Origin of the sequence: Embleya sp. NPDC005575 (assembly GCF_040605455.1) — a bacterium.
Lineage (GTDB): Bacteria > Actinomycetota > Actinomycetes > Streptomycetales > Streptomycetaceae > Embleya.
The window spans coordinates 1-25,735 of sequence record NZ_JBEXCV010000043.1; the positions used below are offsets into that span (position 1 = coordinate 1).

The 25,735-nt window shown below is 70.3% G+C and carries 24 protein-coding genes and 1 pseudogene; 11 read left to right on the forward strand and 14 right to left on the reverse strand.

Annotation, left to right across the window (positions count from 1 at the left end; all coding sequences use genetic code 11):
• The first annotated feature begins 302 nt into the window (after positions 1 to 302).
• On the forward strand, positions 303 to 1,070 hold the full coding sequence (locus ABZS54_RS16850; RefSeq protein ID WP_355535859.1) for an enoyl-CoA hydratase/isomerase family protein: 768 nt from the start codon (positions 303 to 305) through the stop codon (positions 1,068 to 1,070).
• A 55-nt stretch (positions 1,071 to 1,125) separates the two neighbouring features.
• Here the strand turns inward: ABZS54_RS16850 and ABZS54_RS16855 are convergent, their stop codons facing one another.
• From ABZS54_RS16855 to ABZS54_RS16880, 6 genes are all read right to left on the reverse strand, one after another.
• The gene (locus tag ABZS54_RS16855) at positions 1,126 to 2,259 is read right to left on the reverse strand and encodes a cytochrome P450 (RefSeq protein WP_355535710.1); all 1,134 of its coding nucleotides are present in this window, start codon (positions 2,257 to 2,259) and stop codon (positions 1,126 to 1,128) included.
• A 370-nt stretch (positions 2,260 to 2,629) separates the two neighbouring features.
• Positions 2,630 to 3,862, reverse strand: coding sequence for a cytochrome P450 (locus ABZS54_RS16860; protein WP_355535862.1), 1,233 nt, complete (start codon positions 3,860 to 3,862; stop codon positions 2,630 to 2,632).
• Positions 3,863 to 4,020: 158 nt separating this feature from the next.
• Complete coding sequence (locus tag ABZS54_RS16865) at positions 4,021 to 4,629, reverse strand: ATP/GTP-binding protein (RefSeq protein WP_355535713.1); 609 nt, start codon at positions 4,627 to 4,629, stop codon at positions 4,021 to 4,023.
• Positions 4,610 to 4,978, reverse strand: a complete 369-nt coding sequence (locus ABZS54_RS16870) for a DUF742 domain-containing protein (protein WP_355535716.1) — start codon at positions 4,976 to 4,978, stop codon at positions 4,610 to 4,612. Before ABZS54_RS16870 ends, ABZS54_RS16865 begins: the two co-directional genes overlap by 20 nt.
• Complete coding sequence (locus ABZS54_RS16875; RefSeq protein WP_355535719.1) at positions 4,975 to 5,376, reverse strand: roadblock/LC7 domain-containing protein; 402 nt, start codon at positions 5,374 to 5,376, stop codon at positions 4,975 to 4,977. Before ABZS54_RS16875 ends, ABZS54_RS16870 begins: the two co-directional genes overlap by 4 nt.
• On the reverse strand, positions 5,373 to 6,680 hold the full coding sequence (locus ABZS54_RS16880) for an ATP-binding protein (RefSeq protein ID WP_355535721.1): 1,308 nt from the start codon (positions 6,678 to 6,680) through the stop codon (positions 5,373 to 5,375). The genes ABZS54_RS16875 and ABZS54_RS16880 overlap by 4 nt, the downstream gene beginning before the upstream one ends.
• 1,011 nt (positions 6,681 to 7,691) lie before the next feature.
• On the opposite strand from ABZS54_RS16880, the gene ABZS54_RS16885 reads away from it, so the two are divergent.
• A complete protein-coding gene (locus tag ABZS54_RS16885) occupies positions 7,692 to 9,260 on the forward strand; it encodes an FAD-dependent monooxygenase (RefSeq protein WP_355535723.1) in 1,569 nt (522 codons plus the stop codon).
• A gap of 150 nt (positions 9,261 to 9,410) precedes the next feature.
• Complete coding sequence (locus ABZS54_RS16890; RefSeq protein WP_355535725.1) at positions 9,411 to 9,833, forward strand: DUF3052 domain-containing protein; 423 nt, start codon at positions 9,411 to 9,413, stop codon at positions 9,831 to 9,833.
• Between the two features lie 160 nt (positions 9,834 to 9,993).
• On the opposite strand, the gene ABZS54_RS16895 is transcribed toward ABZS54_RS16890, so the two are convergent.
• From ABZS54_RS16895 to ABZS54_RS16905, 3 genes and pseudogenes are all read right to left on the reverse strand, one after another.
• Positions 9,994 to 11,130 (reverse strand): hypothetical protein, encoded by a 1,137-nt coding sequence (locus ABZS54_RS16895; protein ID WP_355535727.1) that lies wholly within the window; start codon positions 11,128 to 11,130, stop codon positions 9,994 to 9,996.
• A 356-nt stretch (positions 11,131 to 11,486) separates the two neighbouring features.
• Positions 11,487 to 11,963, reverse strand: a complete 477-nt coding sequence (locus tag ABZS54_RS16900; RefSeq protein ID WP_355535729.1) for an indole-3-glycerol phosphate synthase — start codon at positions 11,961 to 11,963, stop codon at positions 11,487 to 11,489.
• Between the two features lie 490 nt (positions 11,964 to 12,453).
• Positions 12,454 to 12,735: pseudogene (locus ABZS54_RS16905) on the reverse strand (EamA family transporter); the annotation flags it as partial.
• A 53-nt stretch (positions 12,736 to 12,788) separates the two neighbouring features.
• Between ABZS54_RS16905 and ABZS54_RS16910 the strand changes: the two are divergent.
• The 5 genes from ABZS54_RS16910 (at position 12,789) to ABZS54_RS16930 (ending at position 18,903) form a co-directional block, all read left to right on the forward strand.
• Positions 12,789 to 13,367: a hypothetical protein gene (locus tag ABZS54_RS16910; protein ID WP_355535731.1), complete on the forward strand. Its 579-nt coding sequence runs from the start codon at positions 12,789 to 12,791 to the stop codon at positions 13,365 to 13,367.
• Positions 13,368 to 13,550: 183 nt separating this feature from the next.
• Positions 13,551 to 14,192 carry a TetR family transcriptional regulator gene (locus ABZS54_RS16915; RefSeq protein ID WP_355535733.1) on the forward strand — a complete coding sequence of 214 codons (642 nt, stop codon included), beginning with the start codon at positions 13,551 to 13,553 and terminating at the stop codon, positions 14,190 to 14,192.
• The gene (locus ABZS54_RS16920) at positions 14,189 to 15,862 is read left to right on the forward strand and encodes an acyl-CoA dehydrogenase family protein (RefSeq protein WP_355535736.1); all 1,674 of its coding nucleotides are present in this window, start codon (positions 14,189 to 14,191) and stop codon (positions 15,860 to 15,862) included. Before ABZS54_RS16915 ends, ABZS54_RS16920 begins: the two co-directional genes overlap by 4 nt.
• 294 nt (positions 15,863 to 16,156) lie before the next feature.
• On the forward strand, positions 16,157 to 18,172 hold the full coding sequence (locus ABZS54_RS16925) for an aconitate hydratase (RefSeq protein WP_355535739.1): 2,016 nt from the start codon (positions 16,157 to 16,159) through the stop codon (positions 18,170 to 18,172).
• Between the two features lie 332 nt (positions 18,173 to 18,504).
• The gene (locus ABZS54_RS16930; RefSeq protein ID WP_355535742.1) at positions 18,505 to 18,903 is read left to right on the forward strand and encodes a hypothetical protein; all 399 of its coding nucleotides are present in this window, start codon (positions 18,505 to 18,507) and stop codon (positions 18,901 to 18,903) included.
• Positions 18,904 to 18,988: 85 nt separating this feature from the next.
• Here the strand turns inward: ABZS54_RS16930 and ABZS54_RS16935 are convergent, their stop codons facing one another.
• A complete protein-coding gene (locus ABZS54_RS16935) occupies positions 18,989 to 19,423 on the reverse strand; it encodes an SRPBCC family protein (RefSeq protein ID WP_355535745.1) in 435 nt (144 codons plus the stop codon).
• A 234-nt stretch (positions 19,424 to 19,657) separates the two neighbouring features.
• A complete protein-coding gene (locus ABZS54_RS16940) occupies positions 19,658 to 20,299 on the reverse strand; it encodes a helix-turn-helix domain-containing protein (RefSeq protein ID WP_355535748.1) in 642 nt (213 codons plus the stop codon).
• Between the two features lie 204 nt (positions 20,300 to 20,503).
• Between ABZS54_RS16940 and ABZS54_RS16945 the strand changes: the two genes are divergently transcribed.
• Together ABZS54_RS16945 and ABZS54_RS16950 are read left to right on the forward strand one after the other, a co-directional pair.
• Complete coding sequence (locus tag ABZS54_RS16945; RefSeq protein WP_355535751.1) at positions 20,504 to 21,304, forward strand: alpha/beta hydrolase; 801 nt, start codon at positions 20,504 to 20,506, stop codon at positions 21,302 to 21,304.
• Entirely contained in the window at positions 21,304 to 22,623 is a 1,320-nt protein-coding gene (locus ABZS54_RS16950) for a SpoIIE family protein phosphatase (protein ID WP_355535754.1), read from the forward strand. Before ABZS54_RS16945 ends, ABZS54_RS16950 begins: the two co-directional genes overlap by 1 nt.
• A 211-nt stretch (positions 22,624 to 22,834) precedes the next feature.
• Here the strand turns inward: ABZS54_RS16950 and ABZS54_RS16955 are convergent, their stop codons facing one another.
• Together ABZS54_RS16955 and ABZS54_RS16960 are read right to left on the reverse strand one after the other, a co-directional pair.
• Positions 22,835 to 23,065 (reverse strand): hypothetical protein, encoded by a 231-nt coding sequence (locus tag ABZS54_RS16955; RefSeq protein ID WP_355535757.1) that lies wholly within the window; start codon positions 23,063 to 23,065, stop codon positions 22,835 to 22,837.
• 277 nt (positions 23,066 to 23,342) lie between these two features.
• A complete protein-coding gene (locus tag ABZS54_RS16960) occupies positions 23,343 to 23,957 on the reverse strand; it encodes a DUF2867 domain-containing protein (protein ID WP_355535760.1) in 615 nt (204 codons plus the stop codon).
• A gap of 124 nt (positions 23,958 to 24,081) precedes the next feature.
• Between ABZS54_RS16960 and ABZS54_RS16965 the strand changes: the two genes are divergently transcribed.
• Positions 24,082 to 24,651, forward strand: a complete 570-nt coding sequence (locus tag ABZS54_RS16965) for a helix-turn-helix domain-containing protein (RefSeq protein ID WP_355535763.1) — start codon at positions 24,082 to 24,084, stop codon at positions 24,649 to 24,651.
• 156 nt (positions 24,652 to 24,807) lie between these two features.
• On the opposite strand, the gene ABZS54_RS16970 is transcribed toward ABZS54_RS16965, so the two are convergent.
• The gene (locus ABZS54_RS16970) at positions 24,808 to 25,647 is read right to left on the reverse strand and encodes an NAD(P)H-binding protein (protein WP_355535766.1); all 840 of its coding nucleotides are present in this window, start codon (positions 25,645 to 25,647) and stop codon (positions 24,808 to 24,810) included.
• Between the last annotated feature and the right edge of the window lie 88 nt (positions 25,648 to 25,735).

Below are 25,735 nucleotides of genomic sequence, written 5' to 3' on the forward strand. Positions count from 1 at the left end.
GGACCGGCCGGGCGCGCGGGGTGGGGCGGTTTTTAGTTTAAAAAACAAAAAACCACCCCCGTGGGCCGCGGGGGCGCCGCCCCCCCCGCCCCCCCCCCCCGGCCATTTCGGCGGTTCCCGGCGAGCCCGTGCCCACACCGGCGCCCGGCGGCCGGCCGGTCACGGCGTGGCGTGAATGCCCTGGTAGAGCCCTCGAATGGCGTGGATTCGGCTCCTCAAGGCGTGATCACCAATGCGACGATCTGGTGATCGACGGGGGCTTCCGCGTGGTGCGGCGGCGTTTCCCCTCGCGACCGGAAGGGATCACCCTCGTGGACTCGCTGGATCTGAAGACGGTGCGCACCAGCCTCGAAGGGGCGGTACTGCACGTGCGGTTGGCCCGGCCGGAGGGAGGCAACGCGCTCGACGAGCAGATGTTGGACGACCTCCTGGCAGTGCTTTCCCACCTGCGTACGCGCGATGACGTGCGCGTGCTCGTCCTGTCCGGGGAGGGGGATTCCTTCTGCCTCGGCGGTGATCGCGGCGAGTTCCTACGCCTGGCGGCCGAGGATCCCGGCGGGCCGGCCGTGCGCCGGATCGGCGACAAGGCGCGGTCGGTATGCGAAGGGCTGGCCGCGGCAGATCCGGTCACCATCGCGCGCGTTCACGGCCAGGTGGTCGGGGCGGGGCTGGCCCTGGCGGTCTTCTGCGACCTGCGGGTGGGCGATATCGAGACACGGTTTCGGATGCCGGAGCTGGCCCTGGGGCTGCCGACCGCGTGGGGCGGCGCGATGGCCCGACTCATCGGCGAGGTCGGCGCCGCCCGCATCCGCGAACTCGTATTGACCGCAGACGCGTTCGATGCCCACACCGCACATCGGTTGTCGATCCTGCACCAGGTCGTGCCGGCCGACGAGCTCGATGCGGCGGTGAGCCGCTGGGTCAAGCCCGTGGTGCGCAGGCCCGTCGCGGCACTGCACGCGTCGAAGACGCTGATGAACGCCTACAGCCGGAGCGACCGGTTCGGTGATCTGTCCATGCTCGACGGCCACTTCCTGTCGGCGTTCCTGGGCGCCGGAATCGCGCGCTGACGCCGACGGGGCCGGTCGCGTCGGTGTGACGCGACCGGCCCCGTCATGCGATCGCTCAGCGCACGCTCACCGGCATCCGGATGATCCGGCGAAAGGCCAGCCGGGGCTCCCAGGTGGGCGGTGCCACGACCCGCAGCGCGGGCAGGCGACGCAGGATCGTCTCGAGCAGCACACCGGCCTCCAGGCGGGCCAGGCTCGCCCCGATGCAGTAGTGGATGCCGCCACCGAAGGAGATGTGCCGGGCCCGACGTGTGACGTCGAAGGCGTGCGCGTCGGGCGTCACGGCCGGGTCGTGATTGGCCGCGCCCAGCATCGTGTGCACGACCTCGCCCCGGGCGATGGGCATGCCGCCCAGGACCAGGTCCCTACCCGCGTGGCGGGTGGTCACGTGGATCGGCGGGTCGTAGCGGAAGACCTCCTCGACGGCATCGGCCAGGGCCGCCGGGTGCGTGCGCAGCCACTCCCGCTGCCCCGGGTGCCGGTCGAAGGTCCAGATCATCGTGGACAGCAGCGTGGAAGTGGTCTCCAGGGACGCGATGACCACGAACATGGCGAGCGAGTAGACGTTCTCGTCCGCCAGTTCCCGATCCGGCTCCAGCGCGTCCCAGGCGCGCAGCCACCCGGAGATCACGTCGTCGCCGGGGTTCGCACGGCGGCGCGCGACCAGGGCGGTGAAATACTCGCGCAACCCCCGGATGGCGTCGTCCGCCGCCAGGAGCTGCCGTTTGGTGGGCAGCAACTCCTGGGCGTACGCCTGCGCGTGGGTCAGTGCGCGCAGCAGGTCGAAGTCCTCGGCCGGCAGGCCCAGCCAGTGCCCGACGGTGGCCACCGGCAGTTGTTCGCCGACGAGTTCGGCGAAGTCCGCGTCCGCGCCTTTGGCGTGCTCGATCAGGGTGTCGAGCAGTGTGTTCGCCACCCGTTGCACCGTCGGGCGCAGCGCTTCGAGGGTGCCGCGGTCGAAGATGTTGTTGACGGATCTGCGGATTCGGGTGTGCTCCGGCGGATTGAGTGCCACCAGGGTCTGTTCGAGTTCGCGGGACGACGGTGTCGACCAGCGCGGGCCGTCGGTCTGTCGGGCGCGCCACGCCCGGTCCAGAGCGAGCCAGTCAGGGCTGCGCAAAACCTCGTCGCACGCGCGGTAGCCGGTCACCAGGAACCCGCCCCAGGGTGCGGGCACCACGTCGCCCATCTCCCGTAGACTCGCGTACAGCGGTAGGGGGTCCGCCTGGCCGGCCACGGAGCGTAGCCGGGACAACAGGGCGACGACACTTCGGCTGTCGATGACGGTGGTGGGCGCTGAAGACTGCACGACGGCTCCTTCGAACTCGACACGAGGTCAACTGACGACTCGGCACAGCGTTGATCGATCGGCCGCCCCGGGTGTGGGCGGTCGACGGTGAAGGGTGTCTGCGGTTGTCGGGCGGGGCGTTCGACGCAGGCGTCTTTCCCGCCCCGCTCGAAGGCGCCGGTGCCCGGCCCGGGAGAGAGCGACTCTCCCGGGCTGTGGCACCGGCACCGGTGGTGGCCGGCCCCGCCTGGTGTGGCGGGTCAGGGTGCGGCTATTGGCCTCGCCACCAGTTCAGGAACGAGCTCCATACCCCGCCCTTGCGCGCGCCGGGGTCCGGGCGCTCGGGGGCGGTGGCGGAGCGTGCGGGCGCCTGACCCGCCGGCCGAGGTACGGTGCGCGGCGGGATGGGCGTGAAGCGGGCCGGCAGCGCGGTGAGCGCCCGGTTGAAGGGGCCGGGACGCCAATCCAACTCCGCGACCGGAACGGCGAGTTCGAGGTCCGGCAGGCGGTTGAGCAGCTTTTCGATCGCGGCGGTGGCGATCAGCCAGGCGGAGTCCTTGGCCGGGCAGGCGTGCGGCCCCGCGCTCCAGGCCAGATGAGAGCGGTTGTTCGGCCTGCGGCCGTCCGCGAACAGGGCGGGGTCGCTGTTGGTCGCGGCGAAGCTGATCACCACCGGGGTGCCCCGGCGGAGCGTGACGCCCGCCAGGTCGACGTCCCGTACCGGGTAGTGCACCGCGTAGTTGGCCATCGGGGGGTCGGTCCACAACACCTCGTCGAGCGCGTCCTCGACGGACGCTCCGCCGCCGAACAGGCTGACCGAGAACCGCTCGTCGGAGAGGATCAACCGCAACCCGTTGGCGATCAGGTTGCGTTGCGGTTCGGTGCCGGCGCTCATGAGCATGACGAGTTGGTGGATCATCTCCTCGTCGTTGAGCCGGTTGGGGTGGGCCATCAGCCACGAGGTGACATCGGAGCCGGGCTGTTCGCGTTTGAGCGCGACGAGTTCGACCAGGGCGCCGGTCAGCAGGTGGTTGGCCGCTTCCGCGTCCCCGACCGCGTCGAAGATGCCGGCGATGCCCGCGACCAGGCGGTCGCCCAATTCGGGCGGACTGCCGAAGAGTTCGCTGAACACCAGGAGCGGCAGGGTCTTGGCGTAGGAGTTCAGCAGGTCGACGCTGCCGGTGCCCGCCCACTGGTCGACCAGGTAGTCCGAGCTGCGTTCGACGAAACGGCGCAGCTGGTAAGGGTCGATCCGGTCGAGGCTGTCGGTGACGGCCTGGCGCAGCCGCAGGTGCTCGGCGCCGTCGGTGAACAGGCAGTTCGGCCGGTGCATCATCATGGGCACGACCGGGCTGTCGGCGGGGACCGTGCCGTCCGCCAGCGCGAGCCAGCGTCGGGGGTCCTTGGCGAACAGTTCGGGGGAGTGCAGGACGCGCAGTGCGGCGGCGTGGTCGGTGACCAGCATCGCGTCCACCCCGGGTGCCAATTCCACCGATCCCGCCACGCCCTGTCGACGCAGGTGTTCGTACACGGCGCGGGGGTCGGCGGAGAACGCCTTGTCGTGCAGCGGGACGGCCCCGCCGGCGTGGTGTGCGGGGCAGCCCGGGGGCGGTGTGGGGTGATCGCCGGAAGAGGGTGCCGGACGATCGAGTGGGCCAGTGTTCACACGAGTTCCTTGGATGCCCGGAGCTGGAGGTAGCGGACGAGGGCCATCAGGGCCTCGGTCGAGGAGGCGCGGTCGCGGGCGTCGCAGGTGACCAGCGGCGTCTCCGGCAGCAGGTCGAGCGCGGTGCGCAGCTTCTCCAGGGGATGTTCGACGGCGCCGTCGAACCGGTTGATGGCGACGGCGTACGGCACGTCGTATTCCTCCAACAGGCCGATGACGTCGAAGGATTGGTCGAAGCGCTGGGGGTCGATCAGGACGAGGGCGCCGAGTGCGCCGAGGGTCATGTCCTTCCACACCTGGGCGAAGCGCTGCTGCCCGGGCGTGCCGAAGAGGTAGAGCACGAGTCGGTCGCTGAGGGTGAGTCGGCCGAAGTCCAGGGCGACCGTGGTGGTGGTCTTGCGGCCCGCGCCCGTCAGGTCGTCGACGTGTGCGCCGGCCTGCGTCATCGTCTCCTCGGTACTGAGGGGCCGGATCTCCGACATGGTGCCGACGAACGTGGTCTTGCCGACGGCGAAGTGCCCGACCACCAGGATCTTCGCCGCGACCTTGACGGAGTCGGCCAGGTAGACGTCGGTGGCGCCGCCGCTAGAGACGGGCGAGTCCATCCAGCACCTCCTGTAGAAGTTGGGTCTTGGGAAGCTCGGCGGTGGGGATGGGTCGGCGGGTGGCCACCAGGCCGGTGTCCATGAGGTCGGACAGCAGCACCTTGACCACGCCGATGGGCAGTTTCAGGTGTGCGGCGACCTCGGCGACCGAGAGGATCCCGCCGCGACACAGGTCGAGCAGGCGCGTGCTTTCGGGGTCGAGGATGTGCGGGGACTGGTCGCCGGGCAACGCGATCACCAGACTGACCAGGTCCAGACCCTCGCGGGTCGGGTGGCCGCGGCCGCGGGTGATGACGTAGGGGCGTACTAAGTCGGGGGCGTCGGTTTTCGCTGTGGGATCGTTGGTCATACCGAATGGTCCGCATTCCGTCGGGGCGGGCTGGTCAGTTCCTTTCCGAGTTGGCGAACCAGCTGTTGCATGCGGAACGTGATGATTTCCATGTCCACGTTCTGCGTGGCCGATACAGCCAGATAGGCGCCGGGACCGGCCGCCACCAGGAAGATGAATCCGTCGCCGAACTCGACGAGCGTCTGACGCCACGGCGTCTCGGAATCGCCGATGAACTCAGCCGTGCTTCGGCTGATCGATTGCAGCCCGGACAGCGCCGCGGCCTGACGATCGGCTTCGTCCCGGGATATCCCGTCGGAATGTGCGCGCAATATTCCGTCCGCGGACAACAGGATGGCGTGCCGCGCCTCCGGGACCTTGAGGGCGTCGTTGAGAATCCAGGCCAGGTCGTTGTTCATCGGTTTTCTTGCCCTTTGTCGTCTGTTTCGGGAACGCGGCCGGAGCGGGTTCCGCGCAGGAACGCGCCCATCAGCCCCGCCGTCTCCGCGTCCGATCGGTCGGCGGCCTCGGTCGGCGCCGGTTGGTGCGTGCGGTCGACCTGCAGCGGGGCCCGGCGGCGGCGCTGCGGCAGTTCTCCGTCCAGGGCGGCGGTTCCTTCGTCGGCGACGGGAGCGGTGGTTGCGGGTGTGGCGGGCCGGGCTTCGCCGGTCGCGGCGCGGGGGACGCGGGCAACGCGACGCTGCGCGGGGACCGGGGCGGGCTCGACGTCGACGGCGGTGGTGAGCAGTTCGGAGGGGAGCATCACCACCGCGCGCATGCCGCCGTAGGGCGATCGGGTGTCCACCGAGACGGTGAAGCCGTATTGGGCGGCGAGCATGCCGATGACGGGGAAGCCGAACTGGGGCGGGTGTCCCAGCCGGGTGATGCCCACCGGCTCGGTGGCGTCGAGGTAGCGGGCCGCGCTCTGCCGGGCCTCCTCGTGCATGCCCACGCCCGCGTCGTCGACCATGACGCACACCCCGTTGGGTACGGTCTGGAAATTGATTTCGACGGTGGTGTGCGGTGGGGAATAACTGGCGGCGTTGTCGAGGAGTTCGGCCACCGCGAGCGCGACCGGCTCGACCGCCCGGCCGATGACGGCGACGTTGGATTGCATCCGGATCTCCACGCGGAGGTAGTCGCGGATGCGGCCCTTCGCGCCGCGCATGACGTCGTACAGCGGTGCCGCGGCGCGTTGGCGTCCGGTCCACCCGCCGCAGAGTGCGGCGATGACCTGGGCGCGGCGGCCGAATTGCGAGTTCATGTGGTCGATCGCCAGCAGGTCCTGGAGCAGTTGCGCGTCGACGTAGTTGTTCTGCATGTCGGAGATCGCCAACTGCTGTTCCCCGGCCAGCGCCTGGAGGGTGCGCATGGCGGCCTTCAGCGCGTTCTTGGCCGAATGGTCGGCGCGGTCGCGGGCGTCCTCGACGGCGGTGGTGAACATCTCCACGACCGTCTCGATGTTTTGTGCGTACGGCGTGGCACGAAGTTCCGAGTGGAGGAGGAGCGATCCCTTGAGTCGTTCCCCGGTCTCGACCAGGGCCGGCAGCAACACCCGGACGACATTGTCGATCTCGTCGTCGCGCATGCGCACGTCCTCGGCCAGCAGGCGATTCCTCTCCCTCAGGTCCCTGACGGTTATTCGGCTGCGGGCCACGTAAACGGCCGCGGCACAGGTGCCGGCCACCCCGTACCAGAGTGCGGGGTCCTGTACAAAGTTCATTCCCACGGTCCTCGTCGCGCAATCAGGCGGGCAACGGCGCGCGCAGCGAGTGGATTTCGGCGTCGTCCGTGTGCACGAGGCGCGCCACACGGTCTCCGTCCGGCGCATCGCGGATAGCGCGACCCGCCCGCTGCACGTATCACTCTCCGCTGCTCTCTCGTCGATGGGGCGTAGCGAGTGTAATGGCGTCGACTTCCCCGTTCCCGGGGACGATGACACTTCTTCTTTCGCGTCGGCTACCCGCGGGTGATCATTCCCGGGATCGGGATATATGTCCGGTATATCGATTGATGGCAACCGAATTCGATGCGTCGAGCGTCGGGGGCGAATACTCGGGAAACCGGCCGGACGGGCGGGGGAAATGGTCTGAATGCATGGGTCATTCGGAGCATTGCGACCATTGCGACCGCCGAAACCCGGGCGCGTCGCAGGAGAAGCGGACGGCATCACGCCCCACCCGCCGAGCGCCGACGGCCCCGCTCGGCGGGCAGTCCGAGGAGATGCTGTGAGGATGTTCACGCACTGGGGACCCGATCGGCACAAAGTTCACGGCGGATGCCGGGGTGCGCGCGGCCCGGCTTCTCGTCCGGGAGCTGCCATGGCCGGTCGGTTGCCTCGATACCGGCCCGGAGCCGTCGACTTCGCCACGACGCGCATGGCGCTGCTTCAGCGGTTCGCTGACGCGGGCCCTGACGCCGGCGGCAAGGCAACGACTTCCGAACGGGTCCGGAGTCATCGTCCCGCCCGTCCGGCCCCCACGACACGCCGGTCGCCGGGTAGTGGCCGGCATGCGCCCGGCACGTCAAGGACGGCACTACGGTCGACCACATATCGGGACACATCCGAGCCACGTCGCCGGCCCGCCCCGTCCGGCGCCGTCCCCCACCCCCGAACCCCCTTTCGATCAGGGCGTGATGGCCGAGCCGAGCCGTCGACCGCGCGCCCGCCACGTCACAGTCACCGAGTGCCGAGACAGACCCGAGGTGACGAGGTGAGCAGGAGGAACTCGACATGCCCGGAGCAGACGCCGAGGTGGACGTATTGATCGTGGGTGGCGGGCCCGTCGGGCTCACCGCGCGAGCACTGCTGGAACGCTGGGGCGTACGGGTACTGCTGGTCGAGAAGCGCCGCGAGCTGTCCCCGTTTCCACGCTCGCGACTGGTCAACGTGCGCTCGATGGAGATCTATCGTCAACTCGGGCTCGCCGACGAGATCACGGCCGCCGCGTTCGCACCCGAGTACGCCCGCATCCGCTTCCGCGACACGCTGTACGACCGCGACTTCGCCACAGCGGCGATGGTCGGGGTCAACGCGCCGGTACCCGAGAGCCCCGTGATCGGCGTGCTCACCTCGCAGGATCGGTTGGAACCCATCCTGCTCGGCGCAGCCACCGCACACGTGCGGTTCGGCGTCGAGGTCATCGGCCTGACCGAGGGCCCCGACGGCGTCGTGGCCTCGCTCGTCGACCACCGGCGCGGGGGCGAGATTCGCGCCCACGCCCGCTACGTACTCGCCGCGGACGGCGCGAACTCCACCGTCCGGCAACTGCTCGGAATCGACACCACCGGCCCGGGAGTGCTGGGGGACTTCACCACCGTCGTATTCGACGCCGACCTCAACCGCTGGTGCGCGCACCAGCCCGCCGGGGTCTACGTCACCGCGCACGGATCGTTCCTTCCGCTCTACCCCGAAGGGGGATGGGCCTGGTTCGGTGTCACGCCCGAGGACGCCGCGCACGCCGACTGGCCCGACCTCGTTTCGCACGCCCTCGGTCCCGGTGCCGACGTACGGGCCGACGTGTTGCGGGTTCAGCACTGGGTCATGAACGCGTTCGTCGCCGAACGCTATCGGCACGGCCGGACCCTGCTGGTCGGCGATGCCGCGCACGCGCTCCCGATCACCGGCGGCCTGGGCATGAACGTCGGCATCGGCGACGTACACAACCTGTGCTGGAAACTGGCGGGTGTTCTGCACGGGTGGGCAAAACCAAGCCTGTTGGAGTCCTACGAGACGGAACGACAACCCGTTGCCCACCGGACGCTCCACCAGGCGGTGGCCAACACTCGCCTGATGCTCCAAGTCCAGACCCGGCGCCGGAACCAGCTGCAAACCGGCGAAGCAGCGACGGCCAGGATCGAACTTCCCTGGTCGGAACAGTACTTCGCTCAACTCGGTCTCGTACTCGGCGTCAGCTACCGCTCCGGTGCCGTCCTCGCCGACGGCAACGGCACGCCACCCGAGCCCTCGGCACGTGGCACCGACTACATCCCCTTCGCAGCGCCGGGCCACCGCATGCCCCACCTCCGACTCACCGACGATCGCTCCACGCTCGACGCCTTCGGCGAATGGTTCACCCTGCTCACCCCGAACCCCGCCCAATGGGAGCAACACACCACGCCACAGCCGCTGCGCATCGAGACGCTGCCCGCCGAGCACGCCGAGTTCTGCGGCCTCGGCCCGCACGGAGCCCTGCTCATTCGACCCGACGGCCACATCGCCGCCTGCCGGCCCGACCGCCCATCGAGCGACAGCAGCCTCCTCGACGCCCTCACCACGATCACCCGCTCGACAGCCCCCTGACAGCCCGGCACACCGCTCGAAAAGGACGTCCCCCGCTCATGGCAGCCTCGACTCGTGACCTCGCTCCACGTGAATCACGCGGATCACAGCGAGTATCTGGTTGGCTACGGTCGAGACGCGGCGAGCGCGTCCACGACACCGGAGGCAGTGATGAGCAGCGCCACGGCGGACCAGGCGGAAGAGCGCACCAACCCCGCGACGAGGCTGGACTTCGCGCCCGGCCAGATCGTCCAGGAGATCGGCTACGACGAGGACGTCGACCATGACCTCCGCGAGAGCATCGAATCGCTGACCGGTCAGGACCTGGTCGACGAGAACTACGACGATGTCGCCGACGCCGTACTCCTTTGGTTCCGCAGCGAGGACGGTGACCTCACGGACGCACTGGTCGATGCGATCGGGCTGCTTGAGGACGGTGGCCTGATCTGGATCCTCACCCCGAAGAAGGGCCGGGACGGATACGTCGAGCCCGGCGACGTCAGCGACGCCGCGCACACCGCGGGCCTCGGCCATACCGAGTCCGTCGGCGTGGGCAAGGACTGGAGCGGCTGCCGCCTCGTCAACGCCAGGTGACAGCCACTCGGGTCCGCTCCGGCCGGCCGAGGAGATCGCCTCGCGTGCACGTGGACGCGTGAGGCGCTCTCGTCGGCCCGCCGGTTCGCGGGCGGGAGTCGGCGACGGGACACGGTCTCGGAACGCCTGGCCGCTGCGGCCGCTGCGTCGGTGGCCTGCTCTACCCGGTCCTGCTCCGGTAGGGGCAGGCCAGTTGGGACAGGATCGCCTGTGCCATCAGATCTTCGGGGCCCTTCAGCGCGTCCGCCAGTTCGCGGTCGAGGGGGAACACCGTCTCCGCCGCGACGTTGTCCTGCACGATCCGGGCCAGGTTGTCGAGGGCGACGAAGACGGCATCGGCGGGCGGCTGGGCCGTCGGGAGGTCGATCAGGTGCGAGTCGGCGTTCGCGGGGTCCATGAAGCGCTTGACGATGATCGAGTTCTGGTTGAGAGCGGATGTCGTCCAGATCGACAGAACGACGATGTACAGCCCGGGCCAATCCGCCGCGCCGACCTGGTCGCGCCAGCGCGTCATGAGCGCTTCCACGCCCTCGATCTGAGCCTGCGCCGCATGTTCGATGTTGATGGCGATGTCGTTCGTCAACCTGCTCGTGTAGCTCTCGAACGACGTCATGTCGATGGAACTCCGTCGCACCGACGCGTCGACGAACTCGAGCGACGCGTCGAGGATTCGCGTGCTCGATGCTTCGAGCCCGTGTGGCATGCGTGCGTCGCCGAGTTGCCGGCGGGCGCCGGCCAGGGTGGTGGCGAACGAGCGAAGCGGACCCAGCCAGTCGGTCGTTCCGGGCCCTTTGAAGGCCACCATGTCCAGGTCGTGTCGGTCGAGGCGCGTCGAGCCGGGGAGGTCCGGGATCCGGTGGCTCAGGTACGGCGCGATGATCGAGTAGATGCCGAGGGGCGCGTGGGCGATCGACTTGGCCGACTCGAACATGTCGGATACCGGGTGCAGGGATTCCTGCGCTCCGTCGTGGATGAGGGTGTATCGGCCGCCCCGGTAGTCGTTCTGGACGATGATGACCGGGCTCAGCTGGTGGATCAGTTCGGCCCGGAGCGCGTCGTAGTACGTCCGGGTGTCGGTGTCGATCGCGAAGATCGCGTTGCGGGCCTCGCCTTGCTGCGCGAGCGGATCCGGGTCCCGAGTGTCCGCGTCGGGGTCCGCGATTGGGTCCGCGTCCGCGTTCGGGTCTGCGTCCAAGGCCGGGTCTGCGTCCGTCGAGGCCGCGGCTGGGCCGGCGCCGAGGAACGTCATGGCACCGGCGGTGGTGACGCCGCCGAGGAACTCTCGTCGTGTGGTCAATGTCCGCCCCTCCCCGTGCGCGCCTCGATCAGGCGATCGATCGCCGTGGCCGTGGGGGCCGGAATCCGTACCGGAGCGTCGACTTCACCGACGTGGCAACGGTCTCCCGGTATCCCGGAGACCGCGCGAAGCGCTGCGACGCGACGCGGTTCCGCCCCGAACTCCCCACGTCGGGTCAACGGCTCCGTAACGGAGTAGGACACGGTCTCGGTCCCGAAAATGCCACGACGGACGGTGCCGTACGCATCGCGACGGACGGGCCGAACGCCCGTCCGTCGCGGGTGGCTTCCCTCAGTCGAGCGGGCGGCGCCGTCGCGGCGACGGGTCGCCGGTGCGTACCCGTGGTCCGGGCCGGATCACTCCTGCTCATCCTCGCTGTGGGCGTAGAGCTTGAGCACAGGGACGCCCACCTTGTGGCGGGCCCGGCTCGCCCAGTCCCGGTGAAAGAACTCCTCGACCAGGTGCGGGGCGGTCAACACGACCACCTCGTCGGCGCCGACCTCCTCCACGACCGATCGCAGGACATCCAGTGGGTGGCCGTCGACGACCTGGCCGATGGCCTCGCAGCCGGCCTCGCGCAGCAGGCGGAGTGTGTGTTCCAGCGCGAGGGCGGCGGGCCGTCGGGCATCCTCGCCCTCGGGCTCGTCGCCCTCGTGGACCGCCTCTTCCAGTTCACCGAGGGCGACGTCGTCGATGGTGCGCAGAAGTCGGTCCTCCGAGCCCCGCGCGTTCATCAGGACGACGAACGACATTTTCTCGTCGTGGAGGGTGGTGACGAAGTCGACATCTGTCATGGACAACGGTTGCTCGACCATCAGGACGCTCGTGAACACGGCGGACCTTCCCTCGGCGCACCCGAACCGGCGCGGACGGGGAGTAAGGATAGCGACCCCGATCGCTCCTGCTCCCGACCTTCGGCAAGGTCACGACCGGCGCGTCGTCCCTTCGGTCACCCGCCGCACGCCGTGCGTCGCGGGCGCGTCGAGCGTGAACCTCCGGTCCGGCAGGCCCAGGCTCGGTGCAGTTCGACGGCCCGGAGGCCGGCTCGACGCCGGCGTGCATGGGCAACAGTCCGACGGCCGCGAGGGCGGCGAGGGTGAGCGTGCCGATCACGAGACCGGCGCCGGTCAGGGCCACCGGCGGCAGGCCGGTGTCGATGTCCGCCGCGATGAGGAAGTACGCCGTCAGGCCCACCATCGCCGCGAGCGCCCAGGCCATGCCCGACCATGCCAGGTCGGCGCCGGAGATCAGATCGACGGCCGACACCAGGCCGGCGGCCGCCATGCCGGCCCCGGCCAGGGTGTACGGCCGCGGGCGCTGGCCCCGGCGCGCCCACAACCACACCACGACGGCCGCCGGGGCGGTGTACTCGATGAGCAACGCCGGTGCGACGTCCATGGTGGTGACGGCGGAGAAGAAGCAGAACTGCGCGCCGGCCAGGCCCAGTACGCCGTACACCAGCACGGTGTGGGCCTGCGCACGCAGCCGATGCCAACGGCCGCGCAGGGACGCGGCGGCGAACGGTGCCACGACGAGCGCGGCGATGCCGACCCGGGCCCCGCAGCTCACGCTTCGGGGTTCCCATGCGGGGTAGGAGCCGGGCACCCGTGGTCGGGCACGGCCCCGGACCGATGTCGATCCGGAGAGGTACCCCGCCGATGCCCACCACCCGCCATGAGGAACTCCGCGCTGCGATCACCGCCGCCCGCGGGGCACTCGCCGCCCATCCCGACGCCGCGACCGCTCCGGCCCTGGTCGACCTGATCGCGGCCGCCGAGCCCTTCGCCAACTTCGCCCCCGCCGTACCACCGCCCGCGCCGCGCGTGAGCAGACGGGCGAGCCGATCCGTGGCGCGGTCCTCGGAACGGTGGGACGCCGACTCCGACCACGTGGGCGTGGTGATCGAGGATCCGGTCGACGACAAAGCTCGCGGCTCGGTTCCCCACCTGCGACAGGCGGACCCGGGCAGCTGCGACCGGCAGCCGCTGATGCGCCTCGACCGGGACGATCGTGCCGTCGGCGACGACGTCGACACGCCCATGGTCACACCCCCGGACCGGGGAGGCGTCGTTCACGCGTTCTCGCGGCCCTGGAGTTCGCTGACGTGGCGGGCGCTCGTGATGACGACGAAGGGGTGGCCCCGGGCGGTGTTCCCGCCGTCGATGTGGAGCTCGCCCTCGGTGCCGACCGGCATCTTGGGACCGTCGGGGATCACCGCACTCCAGGTGAACGGGTAGGCGAGCCAGGCCACCGGCCCGTCGTGCAGGGCGAAATCGACCTGCAGGTGATCCAGGCGGCACGGTGAGACGGCCGTGCGCCTCGACGATCTCCATCCTTCGAGTCCGACCCCGTTTCGGCGGTGAGCCCCTACGTGGGCGTCGACCTTGAGCTGAAGCTCTGAATAATGGTTCACTGTTTACATGGCGTATCGCAAGTCACCCGCCGAACACGACCGCCTGAACGCGGCCCGCGAACACCTGGTCGAGCAGGCCACCACCGTGGTCGCCGACGTGGGCTGGGCCAATGCCTCGGTGACGGCGGTGGCTGCCGCTGCGGGCATGTCGGCCGGCTCGGTCTACCAGCACTTCCCGTCCAAGGCCGCCCTGGCGGTCGAGGTCTTCCGCCGGGCCTCCGGGCGCGAACTGGAGGTCCTGGGCAAGGTCCTGCACGACGCGGACGGCGATGCCGCGCACCGCCTCGCGCAGGGTGTCGCGGTGTTCGCCCGCCGTGCCCTGGAACGGCGCGGCCTGGCATACGCCCTGCTCGCCGCGCCCGCCGAACCCGCCGTGGGCGAGCAGCGGCTGGAGTTCCGCCGTCGCTACCGAGAGCTGTTCGCGCGAGTGGTCCGCGAAGGCATGGCCGCCGGGCTCATGCCGGCCCAGGACCCGGAGATCACCGCCGCCGCCCTCACCGGCGCGATCGGCGAGGTCCTGGTCGACCCGCCGGCCGCGCCGGCCCAGGAGGCCGCCGAGGACCTCGTCGCCGAACTGACCGCGATGTCCCTGCGCTGCGCGGGCGCCCGCGTCGACGCACGTTCCGTCCATCCAGGAGGTTCCCGATGACCGTGATGGCAACGCCGCCGCAGCGCAGCAACCCGACCGCCCGCACCCACGAAGTCACCAACCAGCCCCCGCCGCTCGTCGGACACGACGTCGCCGACGACCCGGTGCTACTCGAGGGCATCCGGCGCGAGGGCGCCGAGTGGTACGAGGCGGACCTGCACCGGGTCGGGCGGCTCGCCGGCAGCGAGGAGGTTCGGCTCCAAGCGGAGCAGGCCAACCGCTGCGAGCCGGTGCTGCACACCCACGACCGCTACGGCAACCGCATCGACGAGGTCGAATTCCACCCCGCCTACCACCAGTTGCTGGATGTCGCGGTACGCGAGGGACTGGCCGCGGCCCCCTGGGCCGACCCCCGTCCGGGCGCCCACGTGGCCCGCGCGGCCGGGTTCATGGTGTGGACCACCCCCGAGGCCGGGCACGGCTGCCCCATCTCGATGACCTACGCCGTCGTCCCGGCACTGCGCGCCACCCCCGAACTCGCGGCGGTGTACGAGCCGTTGCTCACCAGCCGCAGCTACGATCCCGGCCTGCGCGCGCCCGCGTCCAAGCGCGGCCTGCTCGCCGGCATGGGGATGACCGAGAAGCAGGGCGGCACCGACGTCCGCAGCAACACCACGACCGCCACCGAACACGCCGACGGTACCTGGCGGTTGCGCGGCCACAAGTGGTTCACCAGCGCCCCGATGAACGACCTGTTCCTGGTCCTCGCCCAGACGCCCGGCGGCCTGTCCTGCTTCCTGGTACCCCGGGTGCTCCCCGACGGCAGCCGCAACACCTTCCGCATCCAGCGGCTCAAGGACAAGCTCGGCAACCGCAGCAACGCCAGCAGCGAGCCCGAGTTCGACGACACCGTCGCCTGGCTGGTCGGCGCCGAGGGGCAGGGCGTGCGCACCATCATCGACATGGTCACCATGACCCGGCTCGACTGCGTCCTCGGCTCCGCGTCCGGCACTCGCGCCGCCCTGGCGGAGGCCGCCCACCACGTGCGCCACCGCTCGGTGTTCGGCCGCAAGCTGATCGACCAGCCGCTGATGCGCAACGTGATCGCCGATCTCGGCGTGGAGTCGGAGGCCGCGAGCACGCTCGCCCTGCGCGTCGCCGGTGCCGTCGACCGGGCCGAGCGCGGCGACACCCACGAACGCGCCTTCCTGCGGCTGGCCACCGCGGTGGCCAAGTACTGGGTGTGCAAGCGGCAGCCCGCGGCCGTCGTCGAGGCGCTGGAATGCCTGGGCGGCAACGGATACGACGAAGCCTCGGGACTGCCGCGGCTGTATCGCGACGCTCCGCTCAACGGCATCTGGGAGGGCTCCGGCAACGTCCAGGCGCTCGACGTCCTGCGCGCGCTGCGGCGCGAACCCGAATCCCTGGACGCGTTCGCCGCCGAAATCGACGCCGCGTCCGGCGCCGACGCCCGCCTCGACACCGCCTGGCGCGCGCTCCGTGACGAACTGGTGCCGACACCGGACATCGAACTGCGGGCCCGCCGCCTGGTCGAACACATGGCCCTGGTCCTACAGGGCTCCCTGCTCGTACGGCACGCGCCGGCCGCCGTCGCCGACGCCTTCTGCGCCTCTCGCCTGACCCCCGAACGCGGTCTGGCCTTCGGTACCATGCCCGGCGGCCTGGATCTGGCCCCGATCCTGGACCGGTTGCCGGGACGCATCGGCTGACGCGCGGGCCGCCTCCGACGGCCGGCCGTCGGAGGGCGTGGGCATTGGGCCCCACCGATTTCGCGCCGACCCCGGACGGGATGCTTCGGTCACGGTGTCCGCACCGGTGCGGGTGCGCGGACCTCGATTTTCCATCGCGGTGTTTCGGGACGCACAGTGGAGATGGTCGACACAGCGGTCGGCCGTAACCCTCCGTGCAACCGTCGATCACTTCCCAGCCCGTTACAACACCGTCATTCCGGGCAGCCACGCAGTAGTGGCTGCTTCCCGCCCGGTGTCCGAAGAGGTGACGTGATGACGAATCCGCTCGGCATCGCCCAACAACTGATCGCCGCACACCTGGTCGACGGCTCGATGGTCCCCGGCACGGAGATCGCCCTGCGGATCGACCAGACGCTGTGCCAGGACGCCACCGGCACGTTGGTGATGCAGGAACTCGAAGCGCTCGGCGTGGACCGTGTCCGCACCGGGCTGAGCGCGCAGTACGTCGACCACAACATCGCCCAGGCCGACGAACGCAACGCCGACGATCACCTGTTCCTGCGCTCCGCCGCCCAGCGGTTCGGGTTGTGGTACTCCAAGCCCGGCAACGGCGTCTCACACCCCGTCCACATGCAGCGCTTCGGCGTGCCCGGCGCGACCCTGCTCGGCTCCGACTCGCACACCTGCGCGGGCGGCGCGCTGGGCATGCTCGCGATCGGGACCGGCGGCCTGGACGTCGCCCTCGCGATGGCCGGAGAACCGTTCCACCTCACCATGCCGCAGATCTGGGGCATCCACCTGGACGGCGAGTCGGCGGACTGGGTCAGCGCCAAGGACGTGATCCTGGAACTGCTGCGCCGCCACGGCGTCAAGGGCGCACACAACCGGATCCTGGAGTACCAGGGACCCGGGCTCGCCTGCCTGACCGCGATGGACCGCCACGTCATAGCCAACATGGGCGCCGAACTCGGCGCCACCGCAAGCGTGTTCCCCGCCGACGACGCCGTCCTTCGGTTCCTGCGCGCGGAAGGCCGCGAAGACGACTTCCAGCCGATCGCGGCCGACCCCGACGCCTGCTACGACCTCACCGACCGGCTCGATCTGTCCACTCTCGAATCGATGATCGCCATGCCGAGCTCGCCGGGTAACGTGGTTCCGGTCCGTCGGGTCGCCGGCACCCCGATCGGCCAAGTCGTCGTCGGCTCGTCGGCCAACCCGGGGTTGCGCGACTTCGCCGTCTGCGCCGCGATGGTGAAGGGCCGCAACACTTCCGCCGAGGTCAGCTTCGACGTCAACCCCAGCTCGCGCGAGGTACTCCAGGACCTCCTGCTCACGGGAGCCGCGTTCGACCTCATCACCGCCGGAGCACGGATCCATCAGGCGGGCTGCCTGGGCTGCATCGGCATGGGCCAGGCCCCCGCGACCGGGCGTCACTCGCTGCGCACGTTCCCACGCAACTTCCCCGGCCGCTCGGGGACCTCGAACGACTCGGTATGGCTGTGTTCGCCCGAGACCGCCGCCGCCTCGGCGCTGACCGGTGTGATCACCGATCCGGCCGCGTGGGCGCGCGACGAGGGGGTGGACCCGCCGCAGGTGGCCCTGCCCGAACACGCCTCGGTCAACGACGCGATGTTGGAAGCACCGCTGCCGCCAGGGCGGCCCAAGGCGGTCGAACTGGTACGCGGCCCCAACATCTCGGCGCTGCCCGCACTCGATCCGCTGCCCGACGAACTCGATGTCCCCGTCCTGCTGAAGATGGGCGACAACGTCTCCACCGACGAAATCAGCCCCGCCGGCACGCAGGCCCTGCCGTACCGTTCCAATCTGCCGCGCCTCGCCGATTTCACGCTGACCCGGATCGACCCCGACTACCCGGATCGCGCCCGCCGGGCAGGCGCGCATCTGATCGTCGCCGGCGACAACTACGGTCAGGGGTCCTCGCGCGAACATGCCGCCATCACCCCGCGTCTGCTCGGCCTGCGCGCCGTTGTGGCCAAGTCGTACGCGCGCATCCACTGGCAGAACCTCGCCAATTTCGGTGTGCTGCCCCTGGAGTTCGCCGACCCCGGAGACCACGATCGGATCGACCAGGGCGACCGACTGCTGTTGACGCGCCTGCGCTCGACCCTCGACCGGGACGGCGACGGCGCCGGGTCACCGCCGACGACCGTGCACAACGCCACGAAGAACGAGGACTACCCGGTCACCCACCGACTCTCCGCACGTCAACGTACGGCGGTGCTTGCAGGCGGCGTGATCCCCGCGGTGTCCGCCTCGCCCGGTTCCGGAGCGGTCGGTGCCCGACTTCGCGGCGTGAATGAATCATGATGGCGGATCCGGGTAGGCCGTTGGTCGAGCGACCCGAGGGAGAGAATCCGATGACCATTCCCATGCCGGTCGACCCGGACACCCGCCCGCCGCGGCCGTCACCGTTGCCGGATCCCGATCCGGTGCCCGAGCCGCCCCCGTCCCCGATACCGCCCAGCCCCGAACCGGAGCCGGAGCCCGAGCCGCAGCCCGTGTAGGACCGGCGGCGTCGGCGGCTCGCGCTCCCGCCGGGACGCGGCGCCGCAAGCAGACCGCGGACCCTCCGGCCGGCCCGGGACGGGCGTAGCGTTGACCGGGAGGGCGCCGCACCAGGCAGAACGGATGTGAGTGTCGTGATCGTCATCGGACTCCTCCTCGCGACGGTGTGCGCCGCATTCGCGGCCCTGCTCGTCGCGTACAACACCTCCGGGGGTCCCGAGTACACGGTGAGCATGTTCGACCAGGACATGGTCACCCTGAATACGTTGGCGGCGTTCCTGGCCGGCCTCGCCTTGGCCCTGCTGTTCTGTGCGGCGTTGGCGCTGATCGTCACCGGGATGCGGATGCGGATGCGGCGACGCCGTTCCGCGGCCCGCGTACAGGGGGGGTACGACACGAGCGGGCGCGCGGCTCGATACGCCGCCGCGCACGAATGGCAGGCCGAACCCACCGCCCAACCCCGAGGCGCAGACCTGCGCCGGGACCGGTCGGCATCCTCGGAACCGCCCGAGCCGCCGGTCGCCGACCGTTAGTGATCGGCAGGATTGGTGATCGGCAGGATCGGCGTCCGGGAGGTTCGGCGTCGGTCCGGGGCAACGCGGCTGTGTCGGATGTCGGTCAGATGTCGCCGTGTTCGCTTTGGGTTTCGACGAACTCCTTGAAGCGCAGGAGGTCCCCCTTGACCCGCCCCTGGGTGAACGGTGGTGCGGCGGCGTCCGTTTCGGCGAGTCCTTCGGGTTCGATTTCGGTGACGACGTTCACCGTGGTGTGGGCGGCGTCGACCGCCCGGAAGGTGACGAGGGCGTGTTGCCGGGGTTCGTCCGAGACCGTGCGCCACGACAGGCGCTCGTCCGCCAGTTCCTCGACCGTCTCGGTGCCGAACTCGCGGGTCGTCTCCCCGGTGAACGTCCTCCAGTAGTGGTGGTGGGCATCGAGCCGAACCACCTCCTCGACCCCGTCCATGAACCGCGGAAAGTCCTCGAATCGGGTCCACTGGAGATACGCCGTGTGCAGCGGGACGTCCACATCGACGGACTCCGTCAACGCAGCCATTCCGGTCACCTCCCACGGTCGGACGGACCGTACACCTGCGGCGTGCCCGACGGCCGGGCGCCCAAACGACGCCGGGGCCGCCTGCGGACCGGTGCACGCGCCTCGCGCCGGTGCGCCGACGGCCTTCACACTCGGCCGGGTGGCCGATCGCCCCGGCCGATCCACAGATCCCACGAGTCCGGCCGGGCACCGATGACGATGTCCTCGGGCGCGACACGCTCCGTGGTCCCGACGCTAGGGACCCGAAGTGCGCAGTCGCTCCGCGGGGCGGGGTGGGGCCGGGTCGGCCACCGGGAGGTCGTACATCCGGAAGAGGCGGGCGCGGACCGCGGCCAGCGGGTACGTGTCGGGGTAGACGGCCAGCTTGAAGATCACGCCTTCGAGGACGCTTCGGAGCGTGGCCTCCTCGGCGCCCGGGTCGACCGCGCCGCGTTCGGCGAAGATCGCCCGGATGCCATCCTCGGCCTCCTCCAGCGCGGCCAGGTTCGCCTGCTCGGCCTTGGCGTACGTTGCTCGGGTGGCCGGCTGCAACATGAGCGACAACAGGAGCCGTTGCACATCGACGCTCGCCGCCGCGCCCTGCAGCGTCCGGTCGATGAGCCCGGCCAGTCGCTCGTCGGCGGTTCGCTCGCCCGCCGACGGTGCGACCGCCCCGTACATCACCTGCAACGCCTCGGACAGCAACGCCTCCAGTAGCTCGTCCTTGGTCGAGAAGTAGTAGGTAATCAGGCCCCTGGCGACCTCGGCGCGGGAGGCGATCTGGGAGATGGTCGCTTCGGTGTAGCCCCGCTCGGCGAAGACAACGAGCGCGGCGTCGAGGATGCGCCGGCGCGAGCGCTCACGCAGTTCCTCGTTGGCCGAAGGCGTCCGTGGCACTTGTTCCACCCCTCCCCGACACGCGCGACTGTTTCGGCCATTGTTCCGGATGCGCGGGCCCTGAACACCGCCGACCCATGGACGCACCCGGAGCGGGGGAAAGCGCTCGCGCGGGTGCGGCACAGGTCGTCGGTTGGGCGTCCCACGCAGTGTCCGGCGTGTGGATGGTGTGGCTGGTCGCGGGAGGAGTGCGACCATGGTCGCATGCGTGTTCGGAGCGGGAATCATGTGCTGGTGTCGGGTCAAAAGGACGGTCCCGTCCTTTTGCTGGCGCACGGGTTCGGTTGCGACCTGAACATGTGGCGACTGGTCCTGCCCGCGTTGGAGGAACGCTTCAAGGTGGTGCGATTCGACCATATCGGTGCCGGGCGGTCGGACCCCGCCGCATGGGACCCCGAGCGGTACGCGACTCTCGCGGGCTACGCGGACGATGTCCTGGCCGTCTGTGCGGAGGCGGAGCTGCGGGACGTGGTGTTCGTCGGGCACTCGGTGAGCGCCATGATCGGTGTCCTGGCAGCCATCCGTGAGCCCGATCGCTTCGCCGGTCTGGTGCTGCTCACCCCCTCGCCGTGCTACATCGACGACGGCGACTACCGAGGCGGCTTCAGCCGCGCGGACATCGAGGAACTGTTGGACTCGCTGGACAGCAACTACCTGGGCTGGTCTGCAGCGATGGCCCCGGTGATCATGGGCAACCCCGAACGCCCGGAACTGGGCGAGGAGTTGACGAACAGCTTCTGTCGTACCGACCCGAAGATGGCCCGGGTGTTCGCGCACACCACGTTCCTGTCCGACAACCGCGCCGACCTGGCCGAGGTCGGTACTCCGACCCTGGTGATCGAGTGCCGCCACGACGCGATCGCCCCGCCGGAGGTGGGCCGATTCGTCCACGAACGGATCCCGGGCAGCCGCCTGGTCACGCTGGACGCCACCGGCCACTGCCCGCAGCTGAGCGCTCCGGAGGCGACCGCCGAAGCCATCGTCGACTTCGCGAGCGCACGATGATGTGCGCGTCCGGATCGGAGCCGGACGGAGGCGGGACGGGGGGCGGGGACGGTCCGCCGGACGGCGACGCCGCCGCCTTCGCAGCCCTGCTGGAGGACAGCGCCGAGGACCTGTACGAAAACGCACCCTGCGGCTACCTGTCCACGCTCCTGGACGGCACGATCGTCAAGGTCAACGCCACCTTGACACACTGGCTCGGGTGCACCCGCGAGGAACTCGTCGGCCGGCGTCGCTTCGCCGACCTGCTGACCGTCGGCGGCAGGCTCTACCACGAGACACACTTCGCGCCGCTGCTGACCATGCAGGGCGAGATCGGCGGCGTCGCCCTCGAACTGAAGGCCGCCGACGGCACCCGCCTGCCGGTCCTGGTCACCTCCCTGGTCAAGACGGGCGGTGACGGCCAGCCCCTGCTGATCCGCACCACGATCACCGACGCCCGCGATCGGCGCGCGTACGAGGTCGAACTGATGCGCGCCCACCGCGAAGCCGACGCCGAACGCGAACGCCTGCAACGCCTGGCCACCACCCTGCAACGCACCCTGCTGCCCCCGACCCTGTCCCGGGTCCCGAGCCTGGAGGTGGCCGCGTACTACCACATCGCCTCCGCCGACCGGGTCGGCGGCGACTTCTACGACCTGTTCCCGCTCGCCGACGGCCGATGGGGGTTCTTCCTCGGCGACGTGTGCGGCAAGGGCGTCGCGGCCGCGGCCGTCACCTCGCTCGTGCGCTACACGATGCGCGCGGCGGCCGTGTACGACGCGGACCCGGTCGCGGTGCTGCGCAACCTCAACACCGTCCTCAACCACGAATACCAGGGGGACGACCCGCGCTTCTGCACGGTGATCTTCGGTCTGATCACCCCGGATCTCGGCCCGATCGGCGCCGAGGCCGGTCGGATCGCCCCCGACGCCCACGGCTGCACCATCGTGCTCGCCGCGGGCGGCCACCCACCCGCGCTGCTCCTGCGCGCCGACGGCGGCGCCGAATTTCGGCCCACGCCCGGCGGGCAACTCGTCGGAGCCCTCCCGGACGCGCACTTCACGACCTCGACCATGCGCCTGGAACCCGGCGAGACGCTGCTCCTGTACACCGACGGCCTCACCGAGGCTCGCGTCCCGGGATCGAAGTCCGACCGCTACGGCGAGGAGGCCCTGTTCGACTTCGCCACCGCCTTGGCCCCCGCGGGCGCCCGTGCCGCCGTGGACGCGGTCACCGACCTCCTGGCTTCCTTCGGATCGGGCCTGGACGACGACGCCGCAGTCCTGGCGCTGGGCGTCCCCCGCCGGAGCGAGGAGGAAGCGCCGCTCTCGTCCGGCTGACGACAGCATCACGGAGCCGGGTGTTACCCAACCAGGCCCCGGGGTCCACTCGTCGCACATTCGGGCCGGCGCGCCGCAGAATGCCGGGCGCGCGCGTTCCGGGACGTTCGATGCGGCCGGGACCGTTGTACGGGGTGGGCGGGACCTCCTCGGGGACGATCCGCTGCTCGATGCGGAGGAAGGCCCGCACGCCGGCGCCGGCGGGCGTGGGTCACCCGCCGGCGTGGCGGTCGAGGTGGTCGATCAGTGCCATCTCCTTGCGGAGCAGCCGAGCGCGCTCGTCCGCAGGAAGCGATGCCAGGACGTCGACGAGCCGGCGTGCGCGGGGGATGTACACCATCGCGCCGAGGTAGATCCGACACCCGGAACACCACGCCAGGCCGATGCACCGCTCGAACATCGTGGACTCGGGTGGGTAGTGACGGTATTGGTAGGTGCGCACAGTCGTTCCGCACGCGGCGCAGGCTCGTCGATCCCCGTCCTCGACGGTGTCCCAGGTCGTGACCTTGATCCAGCGCTGCCGCCCGGCCGGTGCTCTTCAAGTCGTCATGCGTGGCATTCTCTCCCACGACCACGCGCGCCAGGCGGCGCCCCACGGTATGGGTGTTGAACATCGCCACGGCTGCGGGTACTTGCTGCCCCGCAGATTCGGTAAGCCGCGTCGGCGGCCCCCGGCCGTCGGACCGTCGCGGCTGTCCTGGTGCGCTGGGGGGCGGTGGTCACGGGCGGGGGTCGGCGGCCTCGGGGAGCGGGAAGGTGCGTTCGCGCCAGGCGCGTTCCCACTGGCGGGTCAGGGCCGGATAGACGATCAGGTAGCGGAACGGCGCGATGACGGCCATGTACAGGCGCCCGAAGCGGCCGTTGGGCTTGACCAGGACGGCCATCCGTAGTTCGTGGTCCCCGTCGCCGGAGGGCACCCAGCCCAGGTGCATCACGGTGTGGCAGGTCTTGTTGGCCAGTTCGCGAGCGGATTCGTCGGCCAGTTCGTACATCGGGGTGAACGGGGTGCCGCCGGTCTCGGTGACGTCCACGGTTTTGGCGAGGTCGTCCGGGAGACGGTCGCGCAGCGGCCGAACCCGCGCCCCCAGGCCCGCCGTTGGCCTGTCCCAACCGAGCAGGGCGCCGAGCTTCCAGCGCACCGCGAACAGGAACCGGACCGGAGGAGCCTGCTTGGCGAATCCGCCGCCGGTGCGCATCGCGGCGAGCATGGCGGGGAAGTCGTCCGGCCCGGCGCCTGGGGTGCGATAGGACCATACGTCCTCGACCCGGAAGTCGCGGGTGAACTCGTGGATCCGCCAGGGCTGATCGGCGTGGGCTGTGCGAACCCGCTTCATGGCTGCTGCCGCCTTTGCTGCGGTGGGATGATGTCTCCTCACCTGTTATACGCTTGCGTATAAGACAAGGCAAGATCGAATATGCGGTTGCGTATATCCGGATGGAAGAGTGAGGTGGGACACCGTGGGCGCTGCTCGCACGCCGCGCGACAGATGGGTCGAGGAAGGTCTGCGGGCCTTGGCCGACGGTGGCCCGGACGCCGTCCGGATCGAGGCGCTGGCGAAGCGCCTCGGCGTCACCAAGGGCGGGTTTTACGGCTACTTCGCCGACCGCGACGCGCTCCTGGAGGCCATGCTCGACACCTGGGAACACGAGAGCACCGACGAAGTGATCGAAAGGGTCGAACGCGAAGGCGGCGACCCCAGAACCAAAGCCCAGCGCGCCGGCAAGCTCACCTTCTCCGACGATCGACTGCTCCCCATCGACCTCGCGGTCCGCGACTGGGCCCGCCGCGACGAGGCCGTCGCGGTACGCCTGCGACGCGTGGACAACCGACGCATGGACCTGCTCCGCGAAATGTTCGGCACCTTTTGCTCCGACCCCGACGAGGTCGAGGCCCGCGGCCTGATCGCCTTCTGCGTGGCGATCGGACACCACAGCCTCGCCGCCGACCACCAGGGCCGTACCCGCGCCGAGGTCCTCGCCCGGGCCGGCGACCTGATCATGGACCGCGTCCGCGACCACGACCGGTAGAGCGCCGGGACGGTTCGCTGGGGGGCGCCCGGTATCGATGAGTCGTGGTCAACGCGCCTCCCTTTGTGGGCCGGCAGCCGAACCGGCCCCGCCGCCGGCCCCGAGGCCGGCTCCGGGGTGAGGGGGCTGCCCCGGAGCCGGCGGTGTGCGGCCGGTCTACGAGGCGGGCGGGTTCCAGATTCCGGCGGTGGCGGTGGCTCGCGCGTAGTCGGCGAAGTCGCGCGGAGCGCGGCCGAGGACCTGGCGGACGCCGTCCTCCGGGTGCGCGTTGCGCCCGTCGAGGACCGTGGTGAACAGGTAGAGGAGGAAGTCGACGTCGCCGGAGGGCAGGCCGGCCTCCTCGAGCGCCTTGGCGTACTCGTCCGCGCCCACGGACATGAAATCGATGGAGCGCCCGGTGGCGGCGGCGATCTCCGCGACGGCCTCGGCGAACGTGAGTAGACGCGGTCCGGTCAGCTCGTAGGTGCGCCCCTGGTGCCCGTCCTCGGTAAGTACGGCGACGGCGACCTCGGCGATGTCGTCCGCATCGACGAACGGCTCGCCGACGTCACCGACCGGCAGCACGACCCGGCCTTCCAGGACCGGCTCGATCAGGTAGTTCTCGCTGAAGTTCTGGCTGAACCAGCTCGCCCGCAACACGGTCCACGGGATCCCCGAGTCCGCCACGACGCGTTCACACGCCTGGGCCTCCTCCTCGCCCCGCCCGGACAGCAGCACCAGGTGCCGTACACCAGCGCTCGTCGCCACCTCCGTGAAGGCCCGGATCGTCGCCGGTGCTCCGGGGACCGCCAGGTCCGGGAAGAACGACACGTAGACCGCGTGCACGTCCTGCAGTACGGGAGCCCACGTCGCGGGGTTCTCCCAGTCGAACGCCGGGGTGGCGCCGCGCGAGCCCACCCGCACGTCGGCGTCGCGCGCGCGAAGCAGATCCACGATCCTGCGCCCGGTCTTGCCGGTACCGCCCAGCACCAGGAATTTGCTCGAACTCAGCGTCATGTCACGTCCGTTCGTCGTTGCGAATGTGCTCCTCCACGATCGATCCGGCAGCGGCCCCGAACAAGGACGTCAAGATCAACTATTGTTG

Coding starts and splice junctions, on each gene's coding strand:
- ABZS54_RS16855 (WP_355535710.1), bottom strand. CDS start 2,259: ATGGGCGACGTGGTGCCCGCACCCTGGGGCGGGTTCCTGGTGACCGGC.
- ABZS54_RS16865 (WP_355535713.1), bottom strand. CDS start 4,629: ATGGACTCGCCCGTCTCTAGCGGCGGCGCCACCGACGTCTACCTGGCC.
- ABZS54_RS16870 (WP_355535716.1), bottom strand. CDS start 4,978: ATGACCAACGATCCCACAGCGAAAACCGACGCCCCCGACTTAGTACGC.
- ABZS54_RS16875 (WP_355535719.1), bottom strand. CDS start 5,376: ATGAACAACGACCTGGCCTGGATTCTCAACGACGCCCTCAAGGTCCCG.
- ABZS54_RS16880 (WP_355535721.1), bottom strand. CDS start 6,680: ATGAACTTTGTACAGGACCCCGCACTCTGGTACGGGGTGGCCGGCACC.
- ABZS54_RS16885 (WP_355535723.1), top strand. CDS start 7,692: ATGCCCGGAGCAGACGCCGAGGTGGACGTATTGATCGTGGGTGGCGGG.
- ABZS54_RS16890 (WP_355535725.1), top strand. CDS start 9,411: ATGAGCAGCGCCACGGCGGACCAGGCGGAAGAGCGCACCAACCCCGCG.
- ABZS54_RS16910 (WP_355535731.1), top strand. CDS start 12,789: ATGCCCACCACCCGCCATGAGGAACTCCGCGCTGCGATCACCGCCGCC.
- ABZS54_RS16915 (WP_355535733.1), top strand. CDS start 13,551: ATGGCGTATCGCAAGTCACCCGCCGAACACGACCGCCTGAACGCGGCC.
- ABZS54_RS16920 (WP_355535736.1), top strand. CDS start 14,189: ATGACCGTGATGGCAACGCCGCCGCAGCGCAGCAACCCGACCGCCCGC.
- ABZS54_RS16925 (WP_355535739.1), top strand. CDS start 16,157: ATGACGAATCCGCTCGGCATCGCCCAACAACTGATCGCCGCACACCTG.
- ABZS54_RS16935 (WP_355535745.1), bottom strand. CDS start 19,423: ATGGCTGCGTTGACGGAGTCCGTCGATGTGGACGTCCCGCTGCACACG.
- ABZS54_RS16945 (WP_355535751.1), top strand. CDS start 20,504: ATGCGTGTTCGGAGCGGGAATCATGTGCTGGTGTCGGGTCAAAAGGAC.
- ABZS54_RS16950 (WP_355535754.1), top strand. CDS start 21,304: ATGTGCGCGTCCGGATCGGAGCCGGACGGAGGCGGGACGGGGGGCGGG.
- ABZS54_RS16960 (WP_355535760.1), bottom strand. CDS start 23,957: ATGAAGCGGGTTCGCACAGCCCACGCCGATCAGCCCTGGCGGATCCAC.
- ABZS54_RS16970 (WP_355535766.1), bottom strand. CDS start 25,647: ATGACGCTGAGTTCGAGCAAATTCCTGGTGCTGGGCGGTACCGGCAAG.